This is a genomic window from Butyrivibrio sp. M55 (genome assembly GCF_900116865.1).
In the GTDB taxonomy this organism is placed as follows: domain Bacteria; phylum Bacillota; class Clostridia; order Lachnospirales; family Lachnospiraceae; genus Butyrivibrio.
Genome location: NZ_FPCD01000011.1, coordinates 39,587 through 61,496 on the forward strand (window position 1 = coordinate 39,587; position 21,910 = coordinate 61,496).

Genomic DNA, 21,910 nt, shown 5'->3' on the forward strand with positions numbered 1-21,910 from the left:
AATATGGAAAATCAAGACTTAAAACATGAAGTTACGGACAAGTATTCCCTGAGAGGAAGAGTGTTTCACAGAATTCGTGAGGACATTCTGAACGGAAAGTATAAGGACCATGAGGAACTTAAGGAAGTTGCCATCGGTCAGGAACTTGGCGTCAGCAGAACCCCCGTAAGAGAGGCTTTCAGACAGCTTGAACTTGAGGGACTTATTCAGATAATTCCCAACAGGGGCGCTTATGTTACGGGAATAAAAGTCAAGGATATAGAAGATATCTACATGATAAGATCAAAGCTCGAAGGACTCTGCGCCAGATGGGCTTGTGAGAATATCACAAAAGAACAGCTTGAGGAAATGGAAGAGAACATATACCTTGCGGAGTTCCATGCTGCAAGAGGTCATATGGAGCAGATGGCTGAACTAGACAACCGTTTCCACAATATTTTATATGAAGCATGCAATTCAAAGATGCTTGAGCATCTTCTTAAGGATTATCACCAGTATGTATGGAGAGTCAGACAGAAGACTCTTTCAAGCAGCAGAGGTGCGGTTTCCAATGTTGAGCACAAATATATAATGGAAGCCATTAAGGAAAATAATCCTGATAAAGCGGAGGAACTTGCTAACCAGCATATGATCAATGCATATGAGAATATGGTGGACAAGGGACTTCTTGAAATGTTTGAATAATTAAATTGATTGAAAGGAAAGGCGAACATGGCAAAAATTCAGATGACTACCCCCATCGTTGAGATGGACGGCGATGAGATGACCAGAGTTTTATGGAAGATGATCAAGGATAAGCTTATCCTTCCATATATAGATCTTAAGAGCGAATATTACGATCTTGGACTTGAATATAGAGATGAGACTGACGATCAGGTTACTGTAGACAGTGCAAATGCTACACTTAAATACGGTGTTGCCGTTAAGTGCGCTACAATAACTCCCAATAACGAGAGAATGACTGAGTATAAGCTCAAGAAGATGTGGAAGAGCCCTAACGGAACAATCAGAGCAATCCTCGACGGAACAGTTTTCCGTACACCTATCATGGTTAAGGGAATCGAGCCCAACGTAAGAACATGGGAGCAGCCCATCACACTTGCAAGACACGCTTACGGCGATGTTTACAAGAACGTTGAGATAAGAGTTCCCGGTGCAGGTAAAGCAGAACTTGTATTTACGGGTGCCGACGGAAAAGAGATCAGAGAGACAATTCACGAGTTTAACGAGCCCGGAATCATCCAGGGGATTCACAATAAAGATGCTTCTATCAGAAGCTTTGCAAGAGCCTGCTTTAAGTATGCACTTGCCGAGAAGAAAGAACTCTGGCTCGGTACAAAGGATACTATTAGCAAGACTTACGACAGAAGATTCAGAGAAATCTTTGATGAGATATTTGAAAATGAGTTTAAGGCTGATTTCGAAAAGGCCGGTATAACATATTTCTACACACTTATCGATGATGCGGTTGCACGTGTTATGAAGTCTAAGGGTGGATTCATCTGGGCATGTAAGAACTATGACGGAGACGTTATGAGTGATATGGTATCATCTGCGTTCGGTTCACTTGCAATGATGACATCTGTTCTCGTATCACCTACAGGTGTATATGAGTATGAGGCTGCTCACGGAACTGTACAGAGACATTACTACAAGTACTTAAAGGGTGAGCCTACATCAACAAACCCTGTTGCTACAATTTTTGCATGGACAGGTGCTCTTCGTAAGAGAGGAGAACTTGATGGAATCGCTGAGCTTATGGCATGGGCTGACAAGATGGAGAAGGCAACACTTTCAGTTATCGAGTCCGGCCGCATGACAGGCGATCTGGCGCTTATAACATCACTTCCCAATCCTGTAAAACTTGGAAGCGAAGAATTCCTTGACGCGATCGCGGAAGAATTTAATAAAATATGATAGCAAAGAGCCTTTCATTTATTGGAAGGCTCTTATTTTTTCTCTTTTTGCAGCGGCGTTTATATGCTATACTATTCACTGGTTATACATTTACGGTATGAAAGAGACACACACGGATGTTGGATAGGAGTCGTAAAAAGAAAGTATATAGTAAAAAGATAAAACGTCTTCGCAGGGGGATTGTGATAACCGTTGTAGCGGCGTGTCTGATTCCCACGTGTATCTGTGTTATTCTTTCAGTAAGGTATGACAGGTTAAATGCCAAGTATAAACAGAGCACTGCAGATCTTGAATGGTACAGACAGAGGTATGGAAGCGAGCTTTCAATACTTTCGGCCGTGCAACCGGATGTTAATGAAGATAATGTTCCGGATGCCGAGGCGGGAGGCTTTGAGCAGGATTATGCCGATGTAGATACCAGCGGAGCTCTTAATCCCGAGGATATCGAGGGTACAAGATATGTATATCTTACTTTCGATGACGGTCCCAGTATTTATACCGAAGAGATATTGGATATTTTAAAAGAGAATGATGTAAAGGCCACTTTTTTTGTGTGCGGAAAACCCGATGCCAAGTATGTTGACGCCTATAAGAGGATAGTCGATGAAGGGCATACGCTGGGGATGCATTCTTACAGCCACAAATATGGTGAGATTTACTCATCCCTGGATTCATTTAAAGAGGATTTTGACAAACTAAGAATATTTTTATACGAGACCACGGGTGTCTGGGCCAAGTATTACAGATTTCCCGGAGGAAGTTCCAATGCTGTCAGTAAGGTTGATATCAAGGAGCTTGAGAATTTTTTGGAAGGAACCGATGCCACTTTCTATGACTGGAATATTTCTGCGAAAGATGACAAAGCGGGCAACACCAAAGAGTCGATTTATGCTAATATAGTAGATAATGTCCCAAAATTCAAACACTGCATCGTGTTAATGCATGACGCTGCAGACAAGCGTAGTACCGTTGACGCTTTGCCTGATATCATAAGAGATATCAAGGCTATGGATGATACCGTGATAGTTCCGATAACAGATAATACGTTACCGGTTCAACATATCAAATAAAAGTATTAACAAGAAAAAGTGAACGGAGGAGAAACAATGGGATTTTTTTCTGAGCTAAAGAGCGATTTATCCCAAGCAGTTAACACACTCATGCCTGATGATAAGGCTGACGAAACAAGGGTTCTTGATAAGGAAAGTGTTGATGGGGGAACTGTAAGACCGGAAGATGTCGATCTTGACAGTATGCTTGATCGTCTTGATGAAATCAAGCTTGATGATGTGGTGAACAAGGAAGAAGGTTTATCTGAAGAGTCGGAGCAGACTCTTGATAATTCTGAAGAAACGGGAGAGGCAACGGAGGAAGAGACTTCCGGTGCTGAAACTGCCGATAACGAAAATTTAAATGAAGGGACTTCTGAGGAACAGACTGAGGAGATAAGCGAAGAGCGTGCTCTTGAACAGCTTATCGAAGCACAGACGGCGTCAGAGGTAAAAGAGGGTGAGCCGATGAGCGCGCTTGAGGCTATCAATAATTCTAATATCGACGAGTACATTGCAGAGAGCAATGCTACAGATAAAAATACTAATAACGGGGGAGAAGAAACTATGGAATTTGATCAGCAGACACCTACAGATGAAACAGCCAGCATTACAGAAGGAATGGTGCTTACAGGAGATTTGCAGACAACAGGATCTCTTGATCTTGTCGGTAAGATCAACGGTAATGTAAAGTGCCTTGGAAAGCTCAATGTTACAGGTGAGATCACAGGTGATTCCGATGCAGCTGAGATCTATGCAGAGTCAGCAAGAATTACAGGTGAGGTTAAGAGTAAAGGTAGCGTAAAGGTTGGACAGAGTACTGTTATCGTAGGAAACATCTTCGGTTCAAGTGCTGTTATCGCAGGCGCTGTTAAGGGCGATATCGACGTTCACGGACCGGTTGTTCTTGATACAACTGCAATTGTTATGGGTAACATCAAGTCTCAGTCAGTGCAGATCAATAACGGAGCCGTTATTGAAGGTATGTGCTCACAGGCATATGCTGATGTTAATCCTTCAGAGTTCTTCGAGGGACTTAAAAACAGATAAGTAATAAAAGCATATGGAGAGATTATGAGAATATTATTAAAACTTAGTGGTGAAGCACTCGCAGGCGACAAGAAGACAGGATTTGACGAGGAAACTGTCAGAAAGGTTGCTCTTCAGGTTAAAGAACTTACCGAGAAAGGAACAGAGGTTGGAATCGTTATCGGAGGCGGTAATTTCTGGAGAGGAAGAACCAGCGAAAATATCGACCGTGTAAAAGCGGATCAGATCGGTATGCTTGCAACCATAATGAACTGCATCTATGTTTCTGAGATTTTCAGAAGTGAAGGAATGATGACAAATATACTGACTCCTTTTGAATGTGGCTCATTTACCAAGCTCTTTTCTAAAGACAGAGCAAACAAATATTTCGCAAAGGGAATGGTGGTATTCTTTGCCGGAGGTACGGGACATCCCTATTTCTCAACGGATACAGGTGTCGCACTTCGTGCGATCGAGGTAGAAGCAGATTATATATTACTCGCCAAGGCCATTGACGGTGTATATGACAGCGATCCTGCCAAGAATCCGAATGCAAAGAGATATGACGAGATTTCTATCGATGAAGTTATTGCCCAGAATCTGCAGGTTGTTGATATGACAGCTTCGATAATGGTAAGAGATAACAAGATTCCTATGAGAGTATTTGCTCTTCAGGAGGAAAAAAGTATTGTAAACGCCGCCAGCGGCAACTTTAACGGTACAACTGTTACTGTTTGACGTTTTGGTCTAATGAAATAACGGAGGCATAATATGAACGAAAGAATTAAAGAATATAGTGACAAGATGCAGAAATCTTATGATTTTCTCAAGGAGGAGCTGGCTTCTATCCGTGCCGGAAGAGCCAATCCCCACGTGCTTGACAAGATAAAGGTTGATTATTACGGAACACCTACACCTCTTCAGCAGGTTGGTAACGTATCAGTTCCGGAAGCGCGTATCATTCAGATCGCACCCTGGGACAAGACACTTATTAAGGATATCGAGAAAGCAATCATGACATCGGATCTTGGAATTACTCCAAGCAACGATGGTGCTGTTATCAGACTTGTTTTCCCTGAGCTTACAGAGGAGAGAAGAAAACAGCTTGCAAAGGATATCCGTAAGAAGGGTGAAGATGCCAAGGTTGCAGTCAGAAACGTAAGACGTGACGGCAATGATGCTCTTAAGAAGCTTAAGGGCTCAGATGTATCTGAGGATGAGATCAACGATCTTAATGATGAACTTCAGAAAGTAACAGATAAGTTTATCAAGGATATTGATGCTGCTGTAGAAGATAAGAACAAGGAAGTCATGACAGTGTGATTTCCCGTAAATAGGAAATTTAGTTATGGAAGAAAATAAAAATATACCTGCACATGTTGCGATAATTCTGGACGGAAACGGAAGATGGGCCAAGGCAAAGGGGCTTCCCAGAAATGCCGGACATTTGCAGGGAGCAAAGGCTGTTGAGGATATTTTGTATGATGCCAAGGATATGGGCATCAAGTACCTTACGGTTTATGCTTTTTCAACAGAAAACTGGAGTCGTCCTGAGGCAGAGGTTTCTGCCCTCATGATGCTCCTTCGTAATTACCTTAAGACAAGTATAAAGAAGTCAATGAAAAATAATGTGAGATGTCGTGTTATCGGCGACAGAAGTCTTCTCGCAAAGGATATCATCGAGGCAATCGAGAATCTTGAGAAGACAACCGCAGAAAATACCGGACTTACATTTACAATTGCTATCAATTACGGAAGCAGAGACGAGATCAGAAGATCCTTTATCAAACTTGCAGACAAGGTAAAAAATGGAGAACTTGATCCCTCTGATATTACAGAAGAAATGATAGCTTCCAATCTTGATACCGAGTATATGCCTGATCCGGATCTTTTGATAAGGACCTGCAACGAGCAGAGAGTATCAAACTTCTTATTGTGGCAGCTCGCTTACACGGAGTTCTATTTTACTCCTGTGGCATGGCCTGATTTTAACAAGGCAGAGCTTGAAAAAGCAGTAGAAGCATATGGAAACAGAAACCGTAAATTCGGAGGTCTCAAGCAGGATCAGATTTAGTACAGTGTACTGTGATCCCAATGGAATTGAATGAATAGGCGGGGTTAGTGTATTGAAAACGAGAGTGATTAGCGGAATCGTTATTGCCGTCGTGCTGGCAGCGGTTCTAATTTCCGGGGGGTATTTTCTGGCAGCAGTTTTGTTTGCTGTTTCACTTATCAGTTATAACGAACTTACAAAAGCTACCGGAGTCCATGACTGCGGAACCAAATATAATCCGCTTGAGATATGCGGATACATATCGATAGTAGTGCATTATCTTCAAATGATAATGATAAGAGATTACAGGTATTATATTTTTTCTTTGATGTTTGCTTTTTTCTTAATAATGGCATGTTATGTTCTGACATTCCCAAGGTTTACATCAACGCAGGCAATGTCGGCATTTTTTAGCTTTGTTTATTCTCCTGTAAATATGTCTTTTGTATTTCTTTTGAGAATTCGTCCCGATTATGGATGGATTTTTGCCTGGGTTCCTTTTATTGCCTGGGTGTGCGATACATGTGCATATTTTTCAGGAAGAGCATTTGGTAAGCACAAGCTTGCACCCGAGCTTTCACCTAAGAAGACGGTTGAAGGCGCTATAGGTGGCGTTGTCGGCTCGGTTGTTGTTGGATTCGTTATTGGTTTTGTAATTTATCTTAGAAAGATATATAGTATCGAATTCCTTTTTGTGATGATAATCATCACTTTTGTCGGAAGTATAATCGGGCAGTTGGGCGACCTTCTTGCATCCGGAATAAAGAGAGATCATAAGATCAAGGATTACGGAAATGTTATTCCGGGACACGGCGGTATTATGGATCGTTTTGACAGTGTAATATTCGTAATACCTTGTGTATATTTTTTGGCCGCAGTATTAGTGCCGCTTATTGAATAAGAAGACATCAGAGAGTCGCAGTAAATCAAAGCGGCTCTTTGTTCGTTGATAGAAAATGTTTGATTTAATGCGATAAAATCCATTCGTTTATATTAGGAGAAAAAATGCGTAGTATAGTATTACTTGGATCTACAGGATCTATAGGAACACAGACTCTTGATGTTGTAAGAAATAATAAAGATGAACTTAAAGTTGTGGGACTTGCGGCAAATAAGAGAGTTAATGAAGTAGAGCAGCAGGTGAGGGAATTTAACCCTAAGTATGTCTGCATGTTTGATCCCGAAGCGGCCAAAGAGCTTGCTGAGAAGATTGCGGATACAGGAATTAAGGTTATGTCGGGAATGGACGGACTTCTTGAGATGGTTTCCGTTCCCGAAGCAGATACTGTTCTTACGGCAGTTGTAGGAATGATCGGAATAAGACCCACTATAAAGGCGATTGAATGCGGCAAGGATATTGCACTTGCAAACAAGGAGACTTTGGTATGCGCAGGACATATCATTATGCCGCTTGCCAAGGAGAAAAATGTACAGATTCTTCCCGTAGACAGCGAGCACAGCGCTATATTCCAGTCTCTTGTAGGACAGCCGAAAGATAAGGTTGAGAAAATCCTTCTTACCGCAAGCGGTGGCCCTTTCAGAGGAAAGAAGAGAGAAGAACTTGCTGCAATGACTGCAGCAGATGCCTTGAAACATCCCAACTGGGATATGGGACCCAAGGTAACAATAGATTCATCGTCTCTTGTAAATAAGGGACTAGAAGTCATGGAAGCAAGATGGCTTTTTGATGTGAGTCTTGATAATATCGAAGTTCTGGTTCATCCCCAGAGCATAGTTCACAGTGCTGTTCAGTATGTAGACGGTGCTGTTATTGCGCAACTCGGAGTTCCTGATATGAGACTCCCGATTCAATATGCGCTTTTTTACCCGGACAGACGTCCTATGGCGGAAAAGAGGCTTGATCTTTTTGAACTTGGTAGCCTTACTTTTGAAAAGCCCGATACGGATACTTTCAGGGGGCTTAAGCTTGCGTTTGATTCCGCATATGCGGGAGGCAGCATGCCGACTGTATTTAATGCGGCAAATGAGATGGCAGTTCGCAGATTTTTAAAGGGTGATATCAGATACCTTGAAATATACGATATGATAGAAGAAGCCATGACACATCACAACAAGATCGAGAATCCCGATGTGGCGGCAATACTTGATGCCGAGAAAGAAACATATGACTTCCTCGGTACAAAATACGGAATTTGAGGATAGATAATGATAGCAAGTATAATAATATTTTTTATAATATTCGGAGTTTTGGTGACATCTCACGAATTTGGACATTTTATAATCGCTAAGTCCGGAGGAATTCGTGTAAATGAATTCTTTATCGGGATGGGACCGACAATTTGGAAGAAACAAAAAGGAGATACTCTTTACAGCATAAAGCTTCTTCCTATAGGCGGGGCGTGTGTATTTGACGGTATGGATCCCGTTGAAGAAGAAAAAGAAGGATATGATGAACATTCTTTTTTACACGCACCTGTGTGGCGCAGAATTGCTACTTTGTTCGGAGGACCGTTTGCAAACTTTATAATTGCTTATATCCTTGCGGTTGTTTTGGTGAACTTATCTCCGTGGGATCTGCCTACGGTAAAGGCACTCACTGAAGATTCGGCAGCTCAGGAAGCCGGAATGGAAGCAGGTGACAGGATTATAAGTATTGATGGCGAGAAGGTTTACATGTCATCTGAAGTAATGCTTATTTCCCAGTTTGCCGAAGGGTCACCTATGGACATCGTATATGACAGAAACGGCGAAGTTAAGAAGACTGTGCTCACTCCTAAGTACAGCGATGAAAATAAGCGCTATTATATGGGCGTGTATCTCGGTGAATATAAAGACGTTAAGGGACCTGAATCTCTTAAGTATGCATGGTACACGGTAAGATATAATTTTAAGGCAACTTACAGAAGTCTTGCACTTTTGGTTAGGGGTAAGCTCTCAAAAGATGATGTTTCGGGACCTGTCGGAATGGTCAAGATAGTCGACGAAACTTATGAAGAAGTTAAGCCATACGGCGTATCGGCTGTTTTTGTCGTGATGCTGTCGCTTACGGTGCTTCTTTCCGTAAACCTCGGAATTATGAATCTTCTTCCTTTTCCTGCACTTGACGGTGGAAGACTTGTATTCCAGTTTATCGAGGTTATATTTGGAAAGCCCGTTCCACCCGAGAAAGAAGGTATTGTTCACATGGTTGGAATGATGCTTCTTATTGCACTTATGGTATTTGTGTTATTTAACGATATAACTAAGTTCACCAGATAATTATTGTTAGGAGACTTATTATGGCATACAGAGATAATACTAAAGTAATAAAGATCGGAGACAGAGTAATAGGAGGAGGCAATCCTATTCTCATCCAGTCAATGACAAATACAAGAACAGAGGATGTTAAGGCGACCGTTGCCCAGATTCATGAGCTTGAAGCTGCGGGATGTGACATCATAAGATGTACCGTTCCCACACAGGAAGCCGCAGATGCTGTAAAAGAGATCAAGAAGCAGATAAGCATTCCTCTTGTCGCAGATATTCATTTTGATTACAAGATGGCTATTGCGGCCATGGAAAACGGAGCTGACAAGATAAGGATCAATCCCGGAAATATCGGTTCAAAAGACCGCATTGCTGCTGTTGTTTCATGTGCAAAAGAGAGAAATATTCCCATAAGAGTAGGCGTTAACAGCGGCTCTTTGGAAAAAGATCTTGTAGAAAAATATCACGGTGTAACAGCAGAGGGGCTTGTAGAGAGCGCTCTTGATAAGATCGGTATAATCGAAGAACTTGGTTATGACAACATGGTTGTAAGTATCAAGTCATCAAACGTTATGCTGTGTGCAAAGGCACATGAGCTTCTCGCGGAAAGATGCAGATATCCTCTTCATGTTGGAATTACTGAAGCCGGAACTTTGTGGGGCGGAAATATCAAGTCTTCAGTTGGACTTGGAATAATCCTTAATCAGGGAATCGGAGATACCATAAGAGTATCGCTTTCGGGTAATCCCGTAGAAGAGATCAAGACGGCAAAGGCAATTCTCAGAACTCTCGGCATAAGAGAGGGCGGAATAGAAGTTATTTCATGCCCTACATGCGGAAGAACCAAGATAGATCTTATTTCACTTGCAAATCAGACAGAGACACTTGTTCAGAACTATCCCAATCTTAACATCAAGGTCGCTGTTATGGGATGTCCCGTAAACGGCCCCGGAGAAGCTAAAGAAGCCGATCTTGGAATAGCAGGCGGAATAGGAGAGGGACTCCTTATAAAGAAGGGCGAGATCATTAAGAAAGTCAAAGAAGATGAACTTCTTGCCGTTCTCAAGGAAGAGCTTGATAACTGGAAGTGATTCGGATAAAAAGAAGTTTTTTGGGGAACCGGTAATAACCGTGCGAGGGAGTAGATGTCAAAAAGTTTTTTTGAGGTTTTTCCTACGCTTAAACTTGATGCCAAGACCAAAGAAATCATGGAACAGACCGTGGTTGATAAGGTCTCGACAACAAGGAAGCAGGATTTTATAAGAGTATATATATCGAGCAAAAATCTGATAGATAAGGCGGATATTTTAAAGGCCGAGACGGGAATTAAGAAGCAGTTTTTCGGAAATCAGGATCTTACGGTCAAGATTTACGAGAAGTTTTCTCTCTCGGCGCAGTATACGCCAAAGAATCTTATCGATATTTACAAAGACAGTATCGAGCTTGAGTTAAAAGACTATGACCATATGGAATATAGTCTTTTTCGTTCTGCGCAGTTTCTTTATCCTGAGGACGGAAATATCGTCATTCAGCTTGAAGACAGCGTCGTTGGACAGAAAAAAGCGCCCGATCTTGTGAGAGTTCTTTCTAAGATCATCAATGAAAGATGCGGACTTTCTGCGTCCATAACTCCCGAATTTATAGAGGTCGTAAAAGAAACCGAAGAACCGGATTATTCTGCGGAATCTGCTAAGATGGCCAAGAAACTTGAGGCTGCTGAGCAAAGATCTGAGGAAAAGAAGAAGCAGAAAGAAGAGCAGGAGGCGGCAAAAGAGGCTGCGGCTTCTGCTAAGAAGGCTGCTGTCGAAAAGCCCGCAGGAAAGCCTGCCGGAAAAGAAGGCGGATTCTCCAAGGGCAAATGGAGCGGAAAAAGAGACTTTGGCGGAAGCTTCAAGAGGTCGGATAATCCTGATGTTATTTTCGGAAGAGACTTTGATGATGAGACGATGAAACTTTCGGATCTTGTCGGAGAACTTGGAGAAGTATGTGTTCACGGTAAGGTAATTCTTTTTGATAAGAGAGATATCAGAAACGAGAAGAGTATTCTTATCTTTGATATAACCGACTTTACTGATTCGATCACTGTAAAGATGTTCGTGAGGACTGAGGATGTTCCCGAGATAACCAAAGATATCAAGATGGGCGCATTCATTAAGCTTAAGGGAATCGCGGCGGTCGATAAGTTTGACCATGAGCTTTCCATTCAGTCTGTTGCGGGAGTTAAGAAGATTCCTGACTTTACAAGTAAACGTGTCGACAGAGCGGATGTAAAGAGAGTTGAACTTCACTGCCATACCAAGATGAGCGATATGGACGGTGTTTCCGAAGTTAAAGATATAGTTAAACAGGCCTATAAATGGGGAATGCCCGGAATTGCCATTACAGACCACGGTGTTGTTCAGGCACTTACGGATGCAAATCATGTCTGGGAAGATCTTTATTCTGCTGAGAAAAAGAGAAGAAAAGAGGCCGGAGAGCCGCCTATCGAGAGACAGGATTTCTTTAAACTGATCCTTGGAGTTGAGGCTTATGTCGTTGACGACCTTAAGGAGATAGTTGTAAATGACAAGGGACAGCCTATCGAGGATACAACCTTTGTTGTATTTGATATTGAGACGACAGGTTTTTCGCCCATTAAGAATAAGATAATCGAGATCGGTGCCGTAAAGGTAAGAAACGGCGAGATACTTGAGAGATTCTCGGAGTTTATAAATCCCGAGGTTCCGATTCCGTACAGGATCACCAAGCTTACAAGTATCACGGATGACATGGTTATCGATGCTCCCACAAGAGAGGTTATAATACCGCGATTTGTTGAATTTTGTAAGGATGCGGTGCTTGTAGGACACAATGTAGGATTTGATATAAGTTTCATCAATCAGAACTGCAAAGAGCTGGGAATAGACGCAGATTACACGACAGTCGATACTTTGTGGCTTTCAAGATACTTTTTCCCGCTTCAGGCAAAGCATACGCTTGATGCTGTCGCAAAGACTCTGGGAGTTGTTCTTGAACACCACCACAGAGCGGTCGATGATGCCGAGTGTACGGCGCTTATATTCAATAAATTCGTGCCTATGCTAAAAGAGCAGAAGGCAGAGACACTTACGGATGTAAATATTCTCGGAAAGCCCACAAAGGAGATGATCAGGCACCTTCGCCCCAATCATTGCATTATCCTTGCGAAGAATACGCTTGGAAGGGTTAATCTTTACACACTTGTAAGTGAGTCGCACGTAGACTATTTCAGAAGATTTCCGCTTGTGCCAAAGAGCGAGCTTATAAAGCACAGGGAAGGTCTTATTGTCGGAAGTGCCTGCTGCGCGGGCGAACTTTACGGCGCGGTTGTAGAGGGAAGACCTCCCGAAGAGATAGCAAGGCTTGTTGATTTCTATGATTATCTTGAGATTCAGCCTGTCGCAAACAACCGCTTTATGATCGACTCCGAGAGATATGAAGATATAAACAGCGAAGATGATATCAAGAATATAAATAAAGAGATAGTAAGGCTCGGAGAACAGTTTAATAAGCCTGTTGTAGCTACCTGTGATGCGCATTTCCTTAATCCCGAGGATGAGATATACAGAACCATCATCATGGCCGGAAAGGGAATGAACGACGAGGAAGAATCGCCTCTTTACCTTAGAACAACCGACGAGATGATGGCTGAGTTCGATTATCTGGGCGGTGACAAGGCAAAAGAGATCGTAATAGACAATACCAGGATGATCCTTGATATGTGTGACAGCATATCGCCGGTACGACCCGATAAGTGCGCGCCCGTCATCGAGAACAGTGATGAGATCCTTACCAAGATCTGTTATGACAAGGCTCATGAGATCTACGGAGACGATCTTCCAGAGATAGTTCAGGAGCGTCTTGAAAGAGAGCTTAATTCCATTATCAAGAACGGTTTCGCGGTTATGTATATTATCGCGCAGAAGCTCGTTTGGAAGTCAAATGAGGACGGATATCTCGTTGGATCCCGTGGATCTGTAGGATCTTCCTTCGTTGCATTTACATCGGGAATTACGGAAGTTAATTCGCTTAGTCCGCATTATGTGTGTCCTAAGTGCAAATACAGCGATTTTGACTCGGAAGAAGTGCTTAAATACGGCGGTAATTCGGGCTGTGATATGCCTGATAAAAGATGTCCCAAGTGCGGAGCTCTTTTGTACAAGGACGGATTTGATATTCCGTTTGAGACATTCCTTGGATTCAAGGGAGACAAGGAGCCCGATATCGACCTTAACTTCTCCGGTGAGTATCAGTCAAAGGCTCACAAGTACACAGAGGTTATCTTTGGCTACGGACAGACTTTCAGAGCCGGAACAATCGCGTCTCTTGCGGATAAGACGGCTTACGGTTTCGTAAAGAAATATTACGACGGTATCGGTTCAAGTAAGAGAAAATGCGAGATTAACAGAATTGTTCAGGGATGTACGGGTATCAGAAGAGGTACAGGTCAGCACCCCGGTGGAATCATAGTTTTGCCGGTAGGAGAGGATATCAACTCATTTTGTCCTGTGCAGCATCCCGCGAATGATATGACAACCGCAACGATAACGACACATTACGACTACCACTCGATCGACCACAACCTGCTTAAGCTCGATATTCTGGGACACGATGATCCTACGATGATAAGATTTTTGCAGGATTGTACGGGACTTGATCCTAAGCTGGTTCCTTTGGATGATAAAAACGTAATGAGTCTGTTTATGAATACGACCGCGCTTGGCGTTACGCCTGAGCAGCTCGGAGGAACAAAGCTCGGATGCCTTGGACTTCCCGAGTTCGGTACAGACTTTGCCATGCAGATGGTTATCGATGCCAAACCTACGTCATTGTCCCATCTTATAAGGATTTCGGGACTTTCACACGGTACGGACGTTTGGCTCGGAAATGCCCAGACGCTTATTCAGGAAGGTAAGGCGACGATCGATACATGTATCTGCTGTCGAGACGATATCATGATCTATCTCATTCAGAAGGGCATGGATAAGTCTCTTTCCTTCAAGACTATGGAGTCCGTGCGTAAGGGAAAAGGCCTTAAGCCCGAGATGGAAGAAGCCATGGTTGCGGCAGGAGTGCCGGACTGGTACATCTGGTCGTGTAAGAAGATCAAGTACATGTTCCCTAAGGCGCATGCGGCCGCATACGTTATGATGGCGTGGAGAATCGCGTATTTTAAAGTTTATGTTCCGCAGGCGTTCTATGCTGCGTGGTTCAGTATAAGGGCGAAAGCCTTTAACTATGAGCATATGTGCCAGGGTGAAAATCACCTTCACAGTATTATGCGTGATTACAACAACAGGAAAGATGAGCTTACCAACGCTCAGCAGGCTGAATACGGCGACATGAGACTTGTTGAGGAGATGTACGAGAGAGGAATCGAATTCCTTCCGATAGACATCTTTAAAGCTAAATCAAGAGAGTTTCAGGTAATCGGCGATAAGATCATGCCTGCTCTTAACAGTATAGACGGAATGGGTGAAAAAGCTGCGGACCAGATTGTCGAAGCAGCTAAGGACGGCCCGTTCCTTTCAAAGGACGACTTTAAACAAAGAACAAAGTGCCCTCAGGCGGTTATCGACAAGATGGCTGACATGGGACTTCTGGGCGATATTCCCGATTCAAACCAGATCAGTATTTTCGATCTGATGAAGGGGTAAAAAGTGCGGAAAATGCAAGAGGCTGTGCGGCTGATACAGCCTCTTGCAAAACTTTTTTTCAATTTTTTTGAAAAAATTAAAAAAAATGCTTGCATTATTTCAAACTATGAGATAATATAAACAAGTCGCCGCGATACAGCGGCTGACACAAAGCTACTAAGCCTCGTTGGTCAAGCGGTTAAGACGCTGCCCTCTCACGGCAGAATCAGCGGTTCGATTCCGCTACGAGGTACTGACTGTTGAATTATAACAGCCCAACCCGAGATCAAGTCCTTTGCGACTTGATTTTTTCTTTGAAGTAGCTGTTTACAAACAGCGCAACGCAAGTTATAATGTAGTTGATTTTAGGAGTGGACTTTCGCGAGTCCACTTTTTGCATGTTTTGGATTTTTTCATATTTCATTGACAGCAAAAATAAAGAAGTGAAATTTGAAATATCTGAATTTAAGGAGATTGAATGTCCAGGAAAGAAGATATCGAGAAGAAAACAGAAGAACTGCTTGCACCTATTGCGGAGGCGAACGGCGTAAGGATTTATGATGTCGAATATGTGAAGGAAGCCGGAGAGTGGTACCTCAGAGCATATATTGACAAGGACGAAGGAGTTAACATCAACGATTGCGTCAATGTAAATCATGCTTTATCCGATGCGCTCGATGTGGATGACTTCATTGAGGATGCATATACACTTGAAGTCAGCAGTCCGGGACTGGGAAGACAGCTTAAGAAGGACAGACATTTTGAAAACAGTCTCGGTAAGGAAGTTGAGCTTAAGCTTTACAAGGCAATTGACGGAGTAAAAGAGTTTGCCGGTATACTTAAGAGCTACGATAGCACTTCGGTTACCGTAACTATAAATGACAAAGACGAAACTTTTTTGAGAAAAGAAATATCAGTTATTAAGCTTGCTCTGGATTTTTGATCCGGGCGAAAAAGAAGGAGACTACGATGAGTAAAGAATTAATGGATGCCCTTGACCTCTTGGAGAAGGAGAAGAACATCAGCAAGGATTCTCTGTTTGATGCTATTGAGAATTCTCTTGTCACAGCCTGCAAGAATAATTTCGGAAAGGCTGAGAACATCAGGGTAGAAGTTGACAGAGAGAACTGTGATTTCAAGTGCTATGCTGAGAAAACAGTTGTTGAAACTGCAGATGATGTTATGGATCCTATGCTTGAAATCTCTCTTGATGATGCCAAGAAGATCAGCAAGAAGAGCAAGGTTGATGATATTGTCAATGTTCCGCTCAATTCCAAAGAGTTCGGCCGTATTGCTACTCAGAATGCCAAGAACGTAATTCTTCAGAAGATCCGTGAAGAAGAGCGTGGTGCTATATATAACGAGTATTACAAGAAAGAGCATGATATCGTTACCGGTGTTATTCAGAGATATGTCGGAAAGAATATCAGCATCAATCTTGGTCGTGCGGATGCTATTCTCAATGAGAACGAGCAGGTTGAGAGCGAGGCTAAATCAGGTTTCTACAAACCTACATCAAGAATCAGACTTTATGTCCTCGAAGTTAAGAATGGTTCAAAGGGACCCAGAATTCTTGTTTCAAGAACTCATCCCGATCTTGTAAAGAGACTTTTTGAGCAGGAAGTTGCAGAGATTCAGGATGGAACAGTAGAGATCAAGAGTATCGCAAGAGAAGCAGGAAGCCGTACAAAGATCGCCGTATACTCAAACAATCCGAATGTTGATGCTGTAGGTGCTTGCGTAGGTGTCAACGGAGCAAGAGTCAATCTTATCGTAGATGAGCTTAACGGCGAGAAGATAGATGTTATCAACTGGGACGAGAACCCCGGTAACCTCATTCAGAATGCTCTTTCACCCGCAAAGATCGTTGCCGTATTTGCCGATCCCGATGAGAAGAGTGCTAAGGTAGTCGTTCCCGATTATCAGCTTTCACTTGCAATCGGTAAGGAAGGTCAGAATGCAAGACTTGCAGCAAGACTTACAGGTTACAAGATCGATATAAAGAGCGAAACACAGGCTAAGGATGCTCCCGGATTCCGTATGGAAGATTATCTTGATGATGAAGAAGATTACGATGAGGAGTATGAAGAAGGCGAGATCGAAGAAGTAGACGACGCCGATATTGAAGAAGCAGAAGATGCTGAAATTGAAGTAGAAGAGGACACTGACGCAGAGGAATAAGATGCAGAAGAAAATTCCAACAAGAAAGTGTGTAGGCTGCGGAGAGATGCGTGACAAGAAGGACATGATAAGAGTTATCAAGACCCCCGAAGGTGAGATATGTCTTGATGTCACAGGCAGGGCGAATGGAAGAGGCGCATATATATGTAACAGTGCCGAATGTCTAAAAAAAGCAGTTAAGAACAGGGGACTTGAGAAATCTTTGAAAGCTCAGATTCCCGGAGACATACTTGAGCAGATGAATAAGGAGCTCGGAGAGTAAATTGGATAGTAAAAAGATTTATTCTTTGCTTGGCCTTAGTGCAAGGGCCGGGAAATTAAAGAGCGGAGAGTTTTCCGTATTGGATGCGATCCGCAGCGGCAAAGCATGTGCCGTGATAGTGAGTGAAGATGCTTCTGATAACACAAAGAAGCAGTTCAAAGATAAATGTAGTTATTATAATGTGCCTATTGCTTTTTTTGGAGACATGGAGAGCCTCGGGCATGCAGTTGGTAAAGGAGTTCGAACAAGCCTTGTCATCACCGACAAAGGGCTGGCGCAATCGCTTTTAAAGAACTTACTACAAGAAGATTAGTTGGAGGAAATGTGAATGGCAAAAATTAAGATATCTGAACTTGCAACAGAGCTTGGGTGTGAAGGAAAAGCACTGCTTAGCTTTTTGCAGGAAAAGGGAATAGAGGCGAAGCGTTCGAACAGCTCGATTGATGACAATGAGGCGGAAATTGCAAGAAAGCATTTCGGCAAAAAGAGTGCAAATGATGCACCCTCCAATGCCAATAAGGAAGCTAAGCCTGCTAAGACAGACGCATCTGCAAAAGGAGCGTCCGATCAGAGTGCTTCAGGTGATGCACCTAAGAAAAAGAAAAAGATCATAATGGTTACAAATGCCGGAAATTCCAAGATGGGCGGCTATCAGAACCAGAATAACAATAATGCGGGAAATAACAACCAGAGACGTGACAACAGAAATTCCGGCAATCAGAACAACAGAAGAGGAACTTTTGCTCAGTCACAGAATGTTTATCATCCCATCAAGCCTTTAACTGCACCTTCTCAGCTTGAGAGCTACGGAAACAGTTCTATTCCCAAGACTCCGGTTCAGAAGCAGGCATCTGCCAAGCAGGAAGCTCCCGCAAAGCAGGAGACACAGGCTGTTAAGCCTAAGGAGACTGCTGTTGAGAATAAGCAGCCGGTAAAGGCACCCGTTAAGGAGAAAACAGAAAGACCCGCAGAGAGAAATGTGGCTCCTGCACAGAACAATAACAGAAACGGTGCCGACAGAAGAGATAACAGAAACGGCAACGATTTCGGAAGAGATAACAGAGGTCCTCGTCAGAACGGAGACAGAAACTCATTCCAGAACAGAAACGGTGCTCAGGGCGGACCCAGAAACAACAATGCTCAGGGTAACGGTCCACGCAGGGACAACAATAACGGAAACAATGCTCAGAACGGTAAGTTCAGGGGCAAGGGCGACAACAATAAGTTTGCCGGAAATAAGTTTGATAAGGGCGCAAGAGGCGGATTTGCCGATGCACCTCAGAAAGAAAATTCAGGTCGCAGAGACGACGAGAGAAGAAGAATCGGTCAGGAAAAGGATAAGAGAAATAAGAAGGATCTTGCTTACGAGCAGGAAGAGATGATGCCGAGAAGTAAGAGAGTCGGCAGATTCATCAAGCCTGAAGTTAAGAAGGTTGAAGAGCCTGAAGAGCAGATCAAGGTTATCTCAATTCCCGAGAAGGTTTCCATCAAGGAACTTGCCGAGAAGATGAAGATGCAGCCTTCAGTAATCATCAAGAAGCTCTTTATGGCAGGTCAGATTTCTACCGTTAATACAGAGCTTACTTATGAAGAGGCTGAGAATATAGCTATCGAATATGACATCATTTGTGAGAAGGAGATTCCCGTTGATATTATCGAGGAGCTTCTTAAAGAGGATGAGGACGCAGAAGAGACACTTAAGAAGAGACCTCCTGTTGTCTGCGTAATGGGTCACGTTGACCATGGTAAGACTTCACTTCTTGATGCTATTCGTAAGACAAGCGTTACAGATAGAGAGGCAGGCGGTATCACACAGAGAATCGGTGCTTACACTGTATCTGTAAATGATCAGAAGATCACATTCCTTGATACTCCCGGTCACGAAGCATTCACTGCAATGCGTATGAGAGGTGCTACATCAACAGATATCGCAGTTCTTGTAGTTGCTGCCGATGACGGTGTAATGCCACAGACTGTTGAGGCTATCAACCATGCCAAGGCAGCCGAAGTTGAGATTATTGTAGCAGTTAATAAGATAGATAAGCCTAATGCAAATATCGATAAGGTTAAGCAGGAAATGACTGAATATGGCCTTATCTCAACAGATTGGGGCGGAACAACAGAATTTGTTCCTGTTTCAGCCAAGTCCGGAGAGGGAATTGAGACACTTCTTGAGACTATCATTCTTACAGCGGATATTCTCGAGCTCAAGGCTAATCCTGACAGAGAAGCAAGAGGTCTCGTACTTGAGGCAAGACTTGATAAGGGTCGCGGACCTGTTGCAAACGTACTTGTTCAGAAGGGTACACTTCATGTTGGGGACTTTATTTCAGCCGGTGCAAGCTCAGGTAAGGTTAGAGCGATGGTTGACGATAAGGGCAACAAGCTCAAGGAAGCACTTCCTTCACAGCCTGTTGAGATCCTTGGTCTTTCAGATGTTCCCAACGCAGGTGAAGTATTCCTCGGACATGAGACTGACAAGCAGGCTAAGCAGTATGCCAACACATACCTTCAGCAGCACAAGAAAGACCTCATTGAAGAGACAAAGGCTAAGATGTCACTTGATGATCTGTATTCAAAGATTGAGGAAGGCAGACTTCAGGAACTCAATATCATCATCAAGGCAGACGTTCAGGGTAGCGTAGAGGCACTTAAGCAGAGTCTCCTTAAGCTTTCAAATGAGGAAGTTGTCGTTAAGGTTATTCACGGCGGTGTTGGTGCCATCAATGAGTCTGACGTAACTCTTGCTGCAGCTTCAAGTGCTATTATCATCGGATTTGACGTTCGTCCCGATGCGACAGCAAAGAGCATGGCAGAGCACGAAGGCGTAGAGATCAAGCTTTACAAGGTTATCTACCAGGCAATCGAAGAGATTGAATTTGCTATGAAGGGTATGCTTGCGCCTATCTTCGAAGAGAGAGTTACCGGACATGCCGAAGTCAGACAGATATTCAAGGCTTCTAAGGTTGGAAATATCGCAGGTTCCTTCGTTAAGGACGGTATCATTAAGAAAAATTGCAAGGTTCGTATTTCCAGAGAGGGTGAGCAGATCTTCGAAGGTGATCTTGCATCCCTTAAGAGATTCAAGGACGATGTCAAGGAAGTTAAGGAAGGCTTCGAGTGCGGTCTTGTATTTGACGGCTTTGATCAGATTCACGAAGGTGATCTTGTAGAAGCTTACGAGATGGTGGAAGTACCCAGAACCTAAGAAAGGTAAAAATGCGAAAGAACAGCAATAAAAATAAAAGAATAAACGGTGAGGTTCAGAAAGTTATATCCGAAGCTATCAGATATAGCAAAGATCCCAGAATCAGCCCCATGACATCCGTAATGGATGTTGAAGTTGCTCCGGACCTTAAGACATGTAAGGTCTGGGTAACCGTAATGGGAAATGATGAGGACAGGGAGAGAACCGAAGCCGGACTTAAAAGCGCAGCGGGATATATCAGAAGTACTCTGGCAAAAGAGCTCAATATGAGATATACGCCCGAACTTCGCTTTATCATGGATGACTCCATTGAATATGCAATCAATATGTCCAAGAAGATTGATGAAGTAACAGCAAAGGATAATGAAGCAAAGATTGCTCGCGGAGAGGAAATCGATGAGGATTGATGATTATTTGACTAATGTCGGTACAGTTGGAATCAGCGGACATGTGAGACCTGACGGAGACTGTGTTGGGTCATGTATGAGTATGTATCTTTACCTCAGAAAGAATTATCCGAATATCAAGGTGGATGTTTTTCTTGAGAAAATACCTCAGGAGCTTACATTTATCAAAGATTCCGACAAGATAAACAGTGATTTTGTTTCGGAAGTTGAAAGCTACGATCTGTTTATTGCGCTTGATTGCGGAAAAGAGCGCACAGGTGGAGCGGAGAAGTTTTTTGATGCTGCAAAAAAGACGGTAAATATAGATCATCACATCAGCAATCCGGGAACAGGTGATGCAAATTATGTTGTTCCTACAGCAAGTTCTGCTTGTGAGCTTGTTTATGACGTTCTTGATAAAGAGCGCATGGATGTTGAGATAGCTAAGGCTATTTATACCGGAATGGTTACTGACACGGGAGTCTTCAAATATTCAAACACATCTCCGAAGACAATGGAGATTGCCGCGAAACTCATAGCTTACGGTTTTGATTTCGGAAGTCTTATCGACCATGTTTTTTATGAAAAGACTTATCTTCAGAACCAGATACTTGGAAGAGCACTTTTAGAGAGTATTCGTCTTCTTGACGGAAGATGTATCGTATCTGTTATCTCTAAGCAGACAATGGATTTCTACGGTGCTGAATCAAGCGATCTTGACGGTATAGTAAGTCAGATGCTTCTTACCATCGGAGTTGATTGTTCGATTTTTGCTTACGAGCTGGCTCCTTTGGAATATAAGGTCAGCCTTCGCAGTAACGGCGCTGTCGATGTAGCCAAGGTTGCAGCGATATTTGGCGGCGGTGGCCATCAGAGAGCGGCAGGATGCAGCGTAAACGGAACTTATCATGATGTAATAAACAATATAATGAAATATGTTCAGCATCAGCTTGAAGAGTGAGAA

The 21,910-nt window shown here is 43.0% G+C and carries 19 protein-coding genes and 1 tRNA gene; all 20 read left to right on the top strand.

What is annotated here, in order from left to right; all coding sequences use genetic code 11:
* Positions 1–3: 3 nt before the first annotated feature.
* Positions 4–684 carry a GntR family transcriptional regulator gene (locus BM398_RS11980; RefSeq protein WP_092337878.1) on the top strand — a complete coding sequence of 227 codons (681 nt, stop codon included), beginning with the start codon at positions 4–6 and terminating at the stop codon, positions 682–684.
* Positions 685–711: 27 nt separating this feature from the next.
* Positions 712–1,917 (top strand): NADP-dependent isocitrate dehydrogenase, encoded by a 1,206-nt coding sequence (locus tag BM398_RS11985; RefSeq protein ID WP_026655197.1) that lies wholly within the window; start codon positions 712–714, stop codon positions 1,915–1,917.
* A gap of 116 nt (positions 1,918–2,033) precedes the next feature.
* Positions 2,034–2,987, top strand: a complete 954-nt coding sequence (locus BM398_RS11990; protein WP_092337879.1) for a polysaccharide deacetylase family protein — start codon at positions 2,034–2,036, stop codon at positions 2,985–2,987.
* Between the two features lie 36 nt (positions 2,988–3,023).
* Positions 3,024–4,016 (top strand): polymer-forming cytoskeletal protein, encoded by a 993-nt coding sequence (locus tag BM398_RS11995; protein ID WP_242949809.1) that lies wholly within the window; start codon positions 3,024–3,026, stop codon positions 4,014–4,016.
* A gap of 24 nt (positions 4,017–4,040) precedes the next feature.
* Positions 4,041–4,733 carry a UMP kinase gene (gene pyrH / locus BM398_RS12000; protein WP_092337880.1) on the top strand — a complete coding sequence of 231 codons (693 nt, stop codon included), beginning with the start codon at positions 4,041–4,043 and terminating at the stop codon, positions 4,731–4,733.
* A 33-nt stretch (positions 4,734–4,766) separates the two neighbouring features.
* Entirely contained in the window at positions 4,767–5,318 is a 552-nt protein-coding gene (frr, locus tag BM398_RS12005) for a ribosome recycling factor (protein WP_026655193.1), read from the top strand.
* Positions 5,319–5,343: 25 nt separating this feature from the next.
* Positions 5,344–6,069 (top strand): isoprenyl transferase, encoded by a 726-nt coding sequence (locus tag BM398_RS12010; RefSeq protein WP_026655192.1) that lies wholly within the window; start codon positions 5,344–5,346, stop codon positions 6,067–6,069.
* A 52-nt stretch (positions 6,070–6,121) separates the two neighbouring features.
* On the top strand, positions 6,122–6,949 hold the full coding sequence (locus BM398_RS12015; protein ID WP_092337881.1) for a phosphatidate cytidylyltransferase: 828 nt from the start codon (positions 6,122–6,124) through the stop codon (positions 6,947–6,949).
* Positions 6,950–7,053: 104 nt separating this feature from the next.
* Positions 7,054–8,205, top strand: a complete 1,152-nt coding sequence (locus BM398_RS12020) for a 1-deoxy-D-xylulose-5-phosphate reductoisomerase (protein ID WP_092337882.1) — start codon at positions 7,054–7,056, stop codon at positions 8,203–8,205.
* 9 nt (positions 8,206–8,214) lie between these two features.
* Positions 8,215–9,267: an RIP metalloprotease RseP gene (gene rseP, locus BM398_RS12025; RefSeq protein WP_092337883.1), complete on the top strand. Its 1,053-nt coding sequence runs from the start codon at positions 8,215–8,217 to the stop codon at positions 9,265–9,267.
* 20 nt (positions 9,268–9,287) lie between these two features.
* Entirely contained in the window at positions 9,288–10,346 is a 1,059-nt protein-coding gene (gene ispG, locus BM398_RS12030) for a flavodoxin-dependent (E)-4-hydroxy-3-methylbut-2-enyl-diphosphate synthase (RefSeq protein WP_026655187.1), read from the top strand.
* Positions 10,347–10,400: 54 nt separating this feature from the next.
* Complete coding sequence (locus BM398_RS12035) at positions 10,401–14,930, top strand: PolC-type DNA polymerase III (RefSeq protein ID WP_092337884.1); 4,530 nt, start codon at positions 10,401–10,403, stop codon at positions 14,928–14,930.
* A gap of 160 nt (positions 14,931–15,090) precedes the next feature.
* A tRNA-Glu gene (locus tag BM398_RS12040) sits at positions 15,091–15,162 on the top strand.
* A 225-nt stretch (positions 15,163–15,387) separates the two neighbouring features.
* Positions 15,388–15,852: a ribosome maturation factor RimP gene (gene rimP / locus BM398_RS12045; RefSeq protein WP_092337885.1), complete on the top strand. Its 465-nt coding sequence runs from the start codon at positions 15,388–15,390 to the stop codon at positions 15,850–15,852.
* A 26-nt stretch (positions 15,853–15,878) separates the two neighbouring features.
* Positions 15,879–17,090 (top strand): transcription termination factor NusA, encoded by a 1,212-nt coding sequence (gene nusA / locus BM398_RS12050; RefSeq protein ID WP_092337886.1) that lies wholly within the window; start codon positions 15,879–15,881, stop codon positions 17,088–17,090.
* Between the two features lies 1 nt (position 17,091).
* On the top strand, positions 17,092–17,352 hold the full coding sequence (rnpM, locus tag BM398_RS12055; protein WP_026655182.1) for an RNase P modulator RnpM: 261 nt from the start codon (positions 17,092–17,094) through the stop codon (positions 17,350–17,352).
* Between the two features lies 1 nt (position 17,353).
* Positions 17,354–17,665, top strand: coding sequence for a L7Ae/L30e/S12e/Gadd45 family ribosomal protein (locus BM398_RS12060; RefSeq protein ID WP_092337887.1), 312 nt, complete (start codon positions 17,354–17,356; stop codon positions 17,663–17,665).
* A gap of 15 nt (positions 17,666–17,680) precedes the next feature.
* Positions 17,681–20,560: a translation initiation factor IF-2 gene (gene infB / locus BM398_RS12065; RefSeq protein ID WP_092337888.1), complete on the top strand. Its 2,880-nt coding sequence runs from the start codon at positions 17,681–17,683 to the stop codon at positions 20,558–20,560.
* A gap of 11 nt (positions 20,561–20,571) precedes the next feature.
* Entirely contained in the window at positions 20,572–20,967 is a 396-nt protein-coding gene (rbfA, locus tag BM398_RS12070) for a 30S ribosome-binding factor RbfA (protein ID WP_026514257.1), read from the top strand.
* Complete coding sequence (locus BM398_RS12075) at positions 20,957–21,907, top strand: DHH family phosphoesterase (protein WP_092337889.1); 951 nt, start codon at positions 20,957–20,959, stop codon at positions 21,905–21,907. The genes rbfA and BM398_RS12075 overlap by 11 nt, the downstream gene beginning before the upstream one ends.
* Positions 21,908–21,910: the final 3 nt, after the last annotated feature.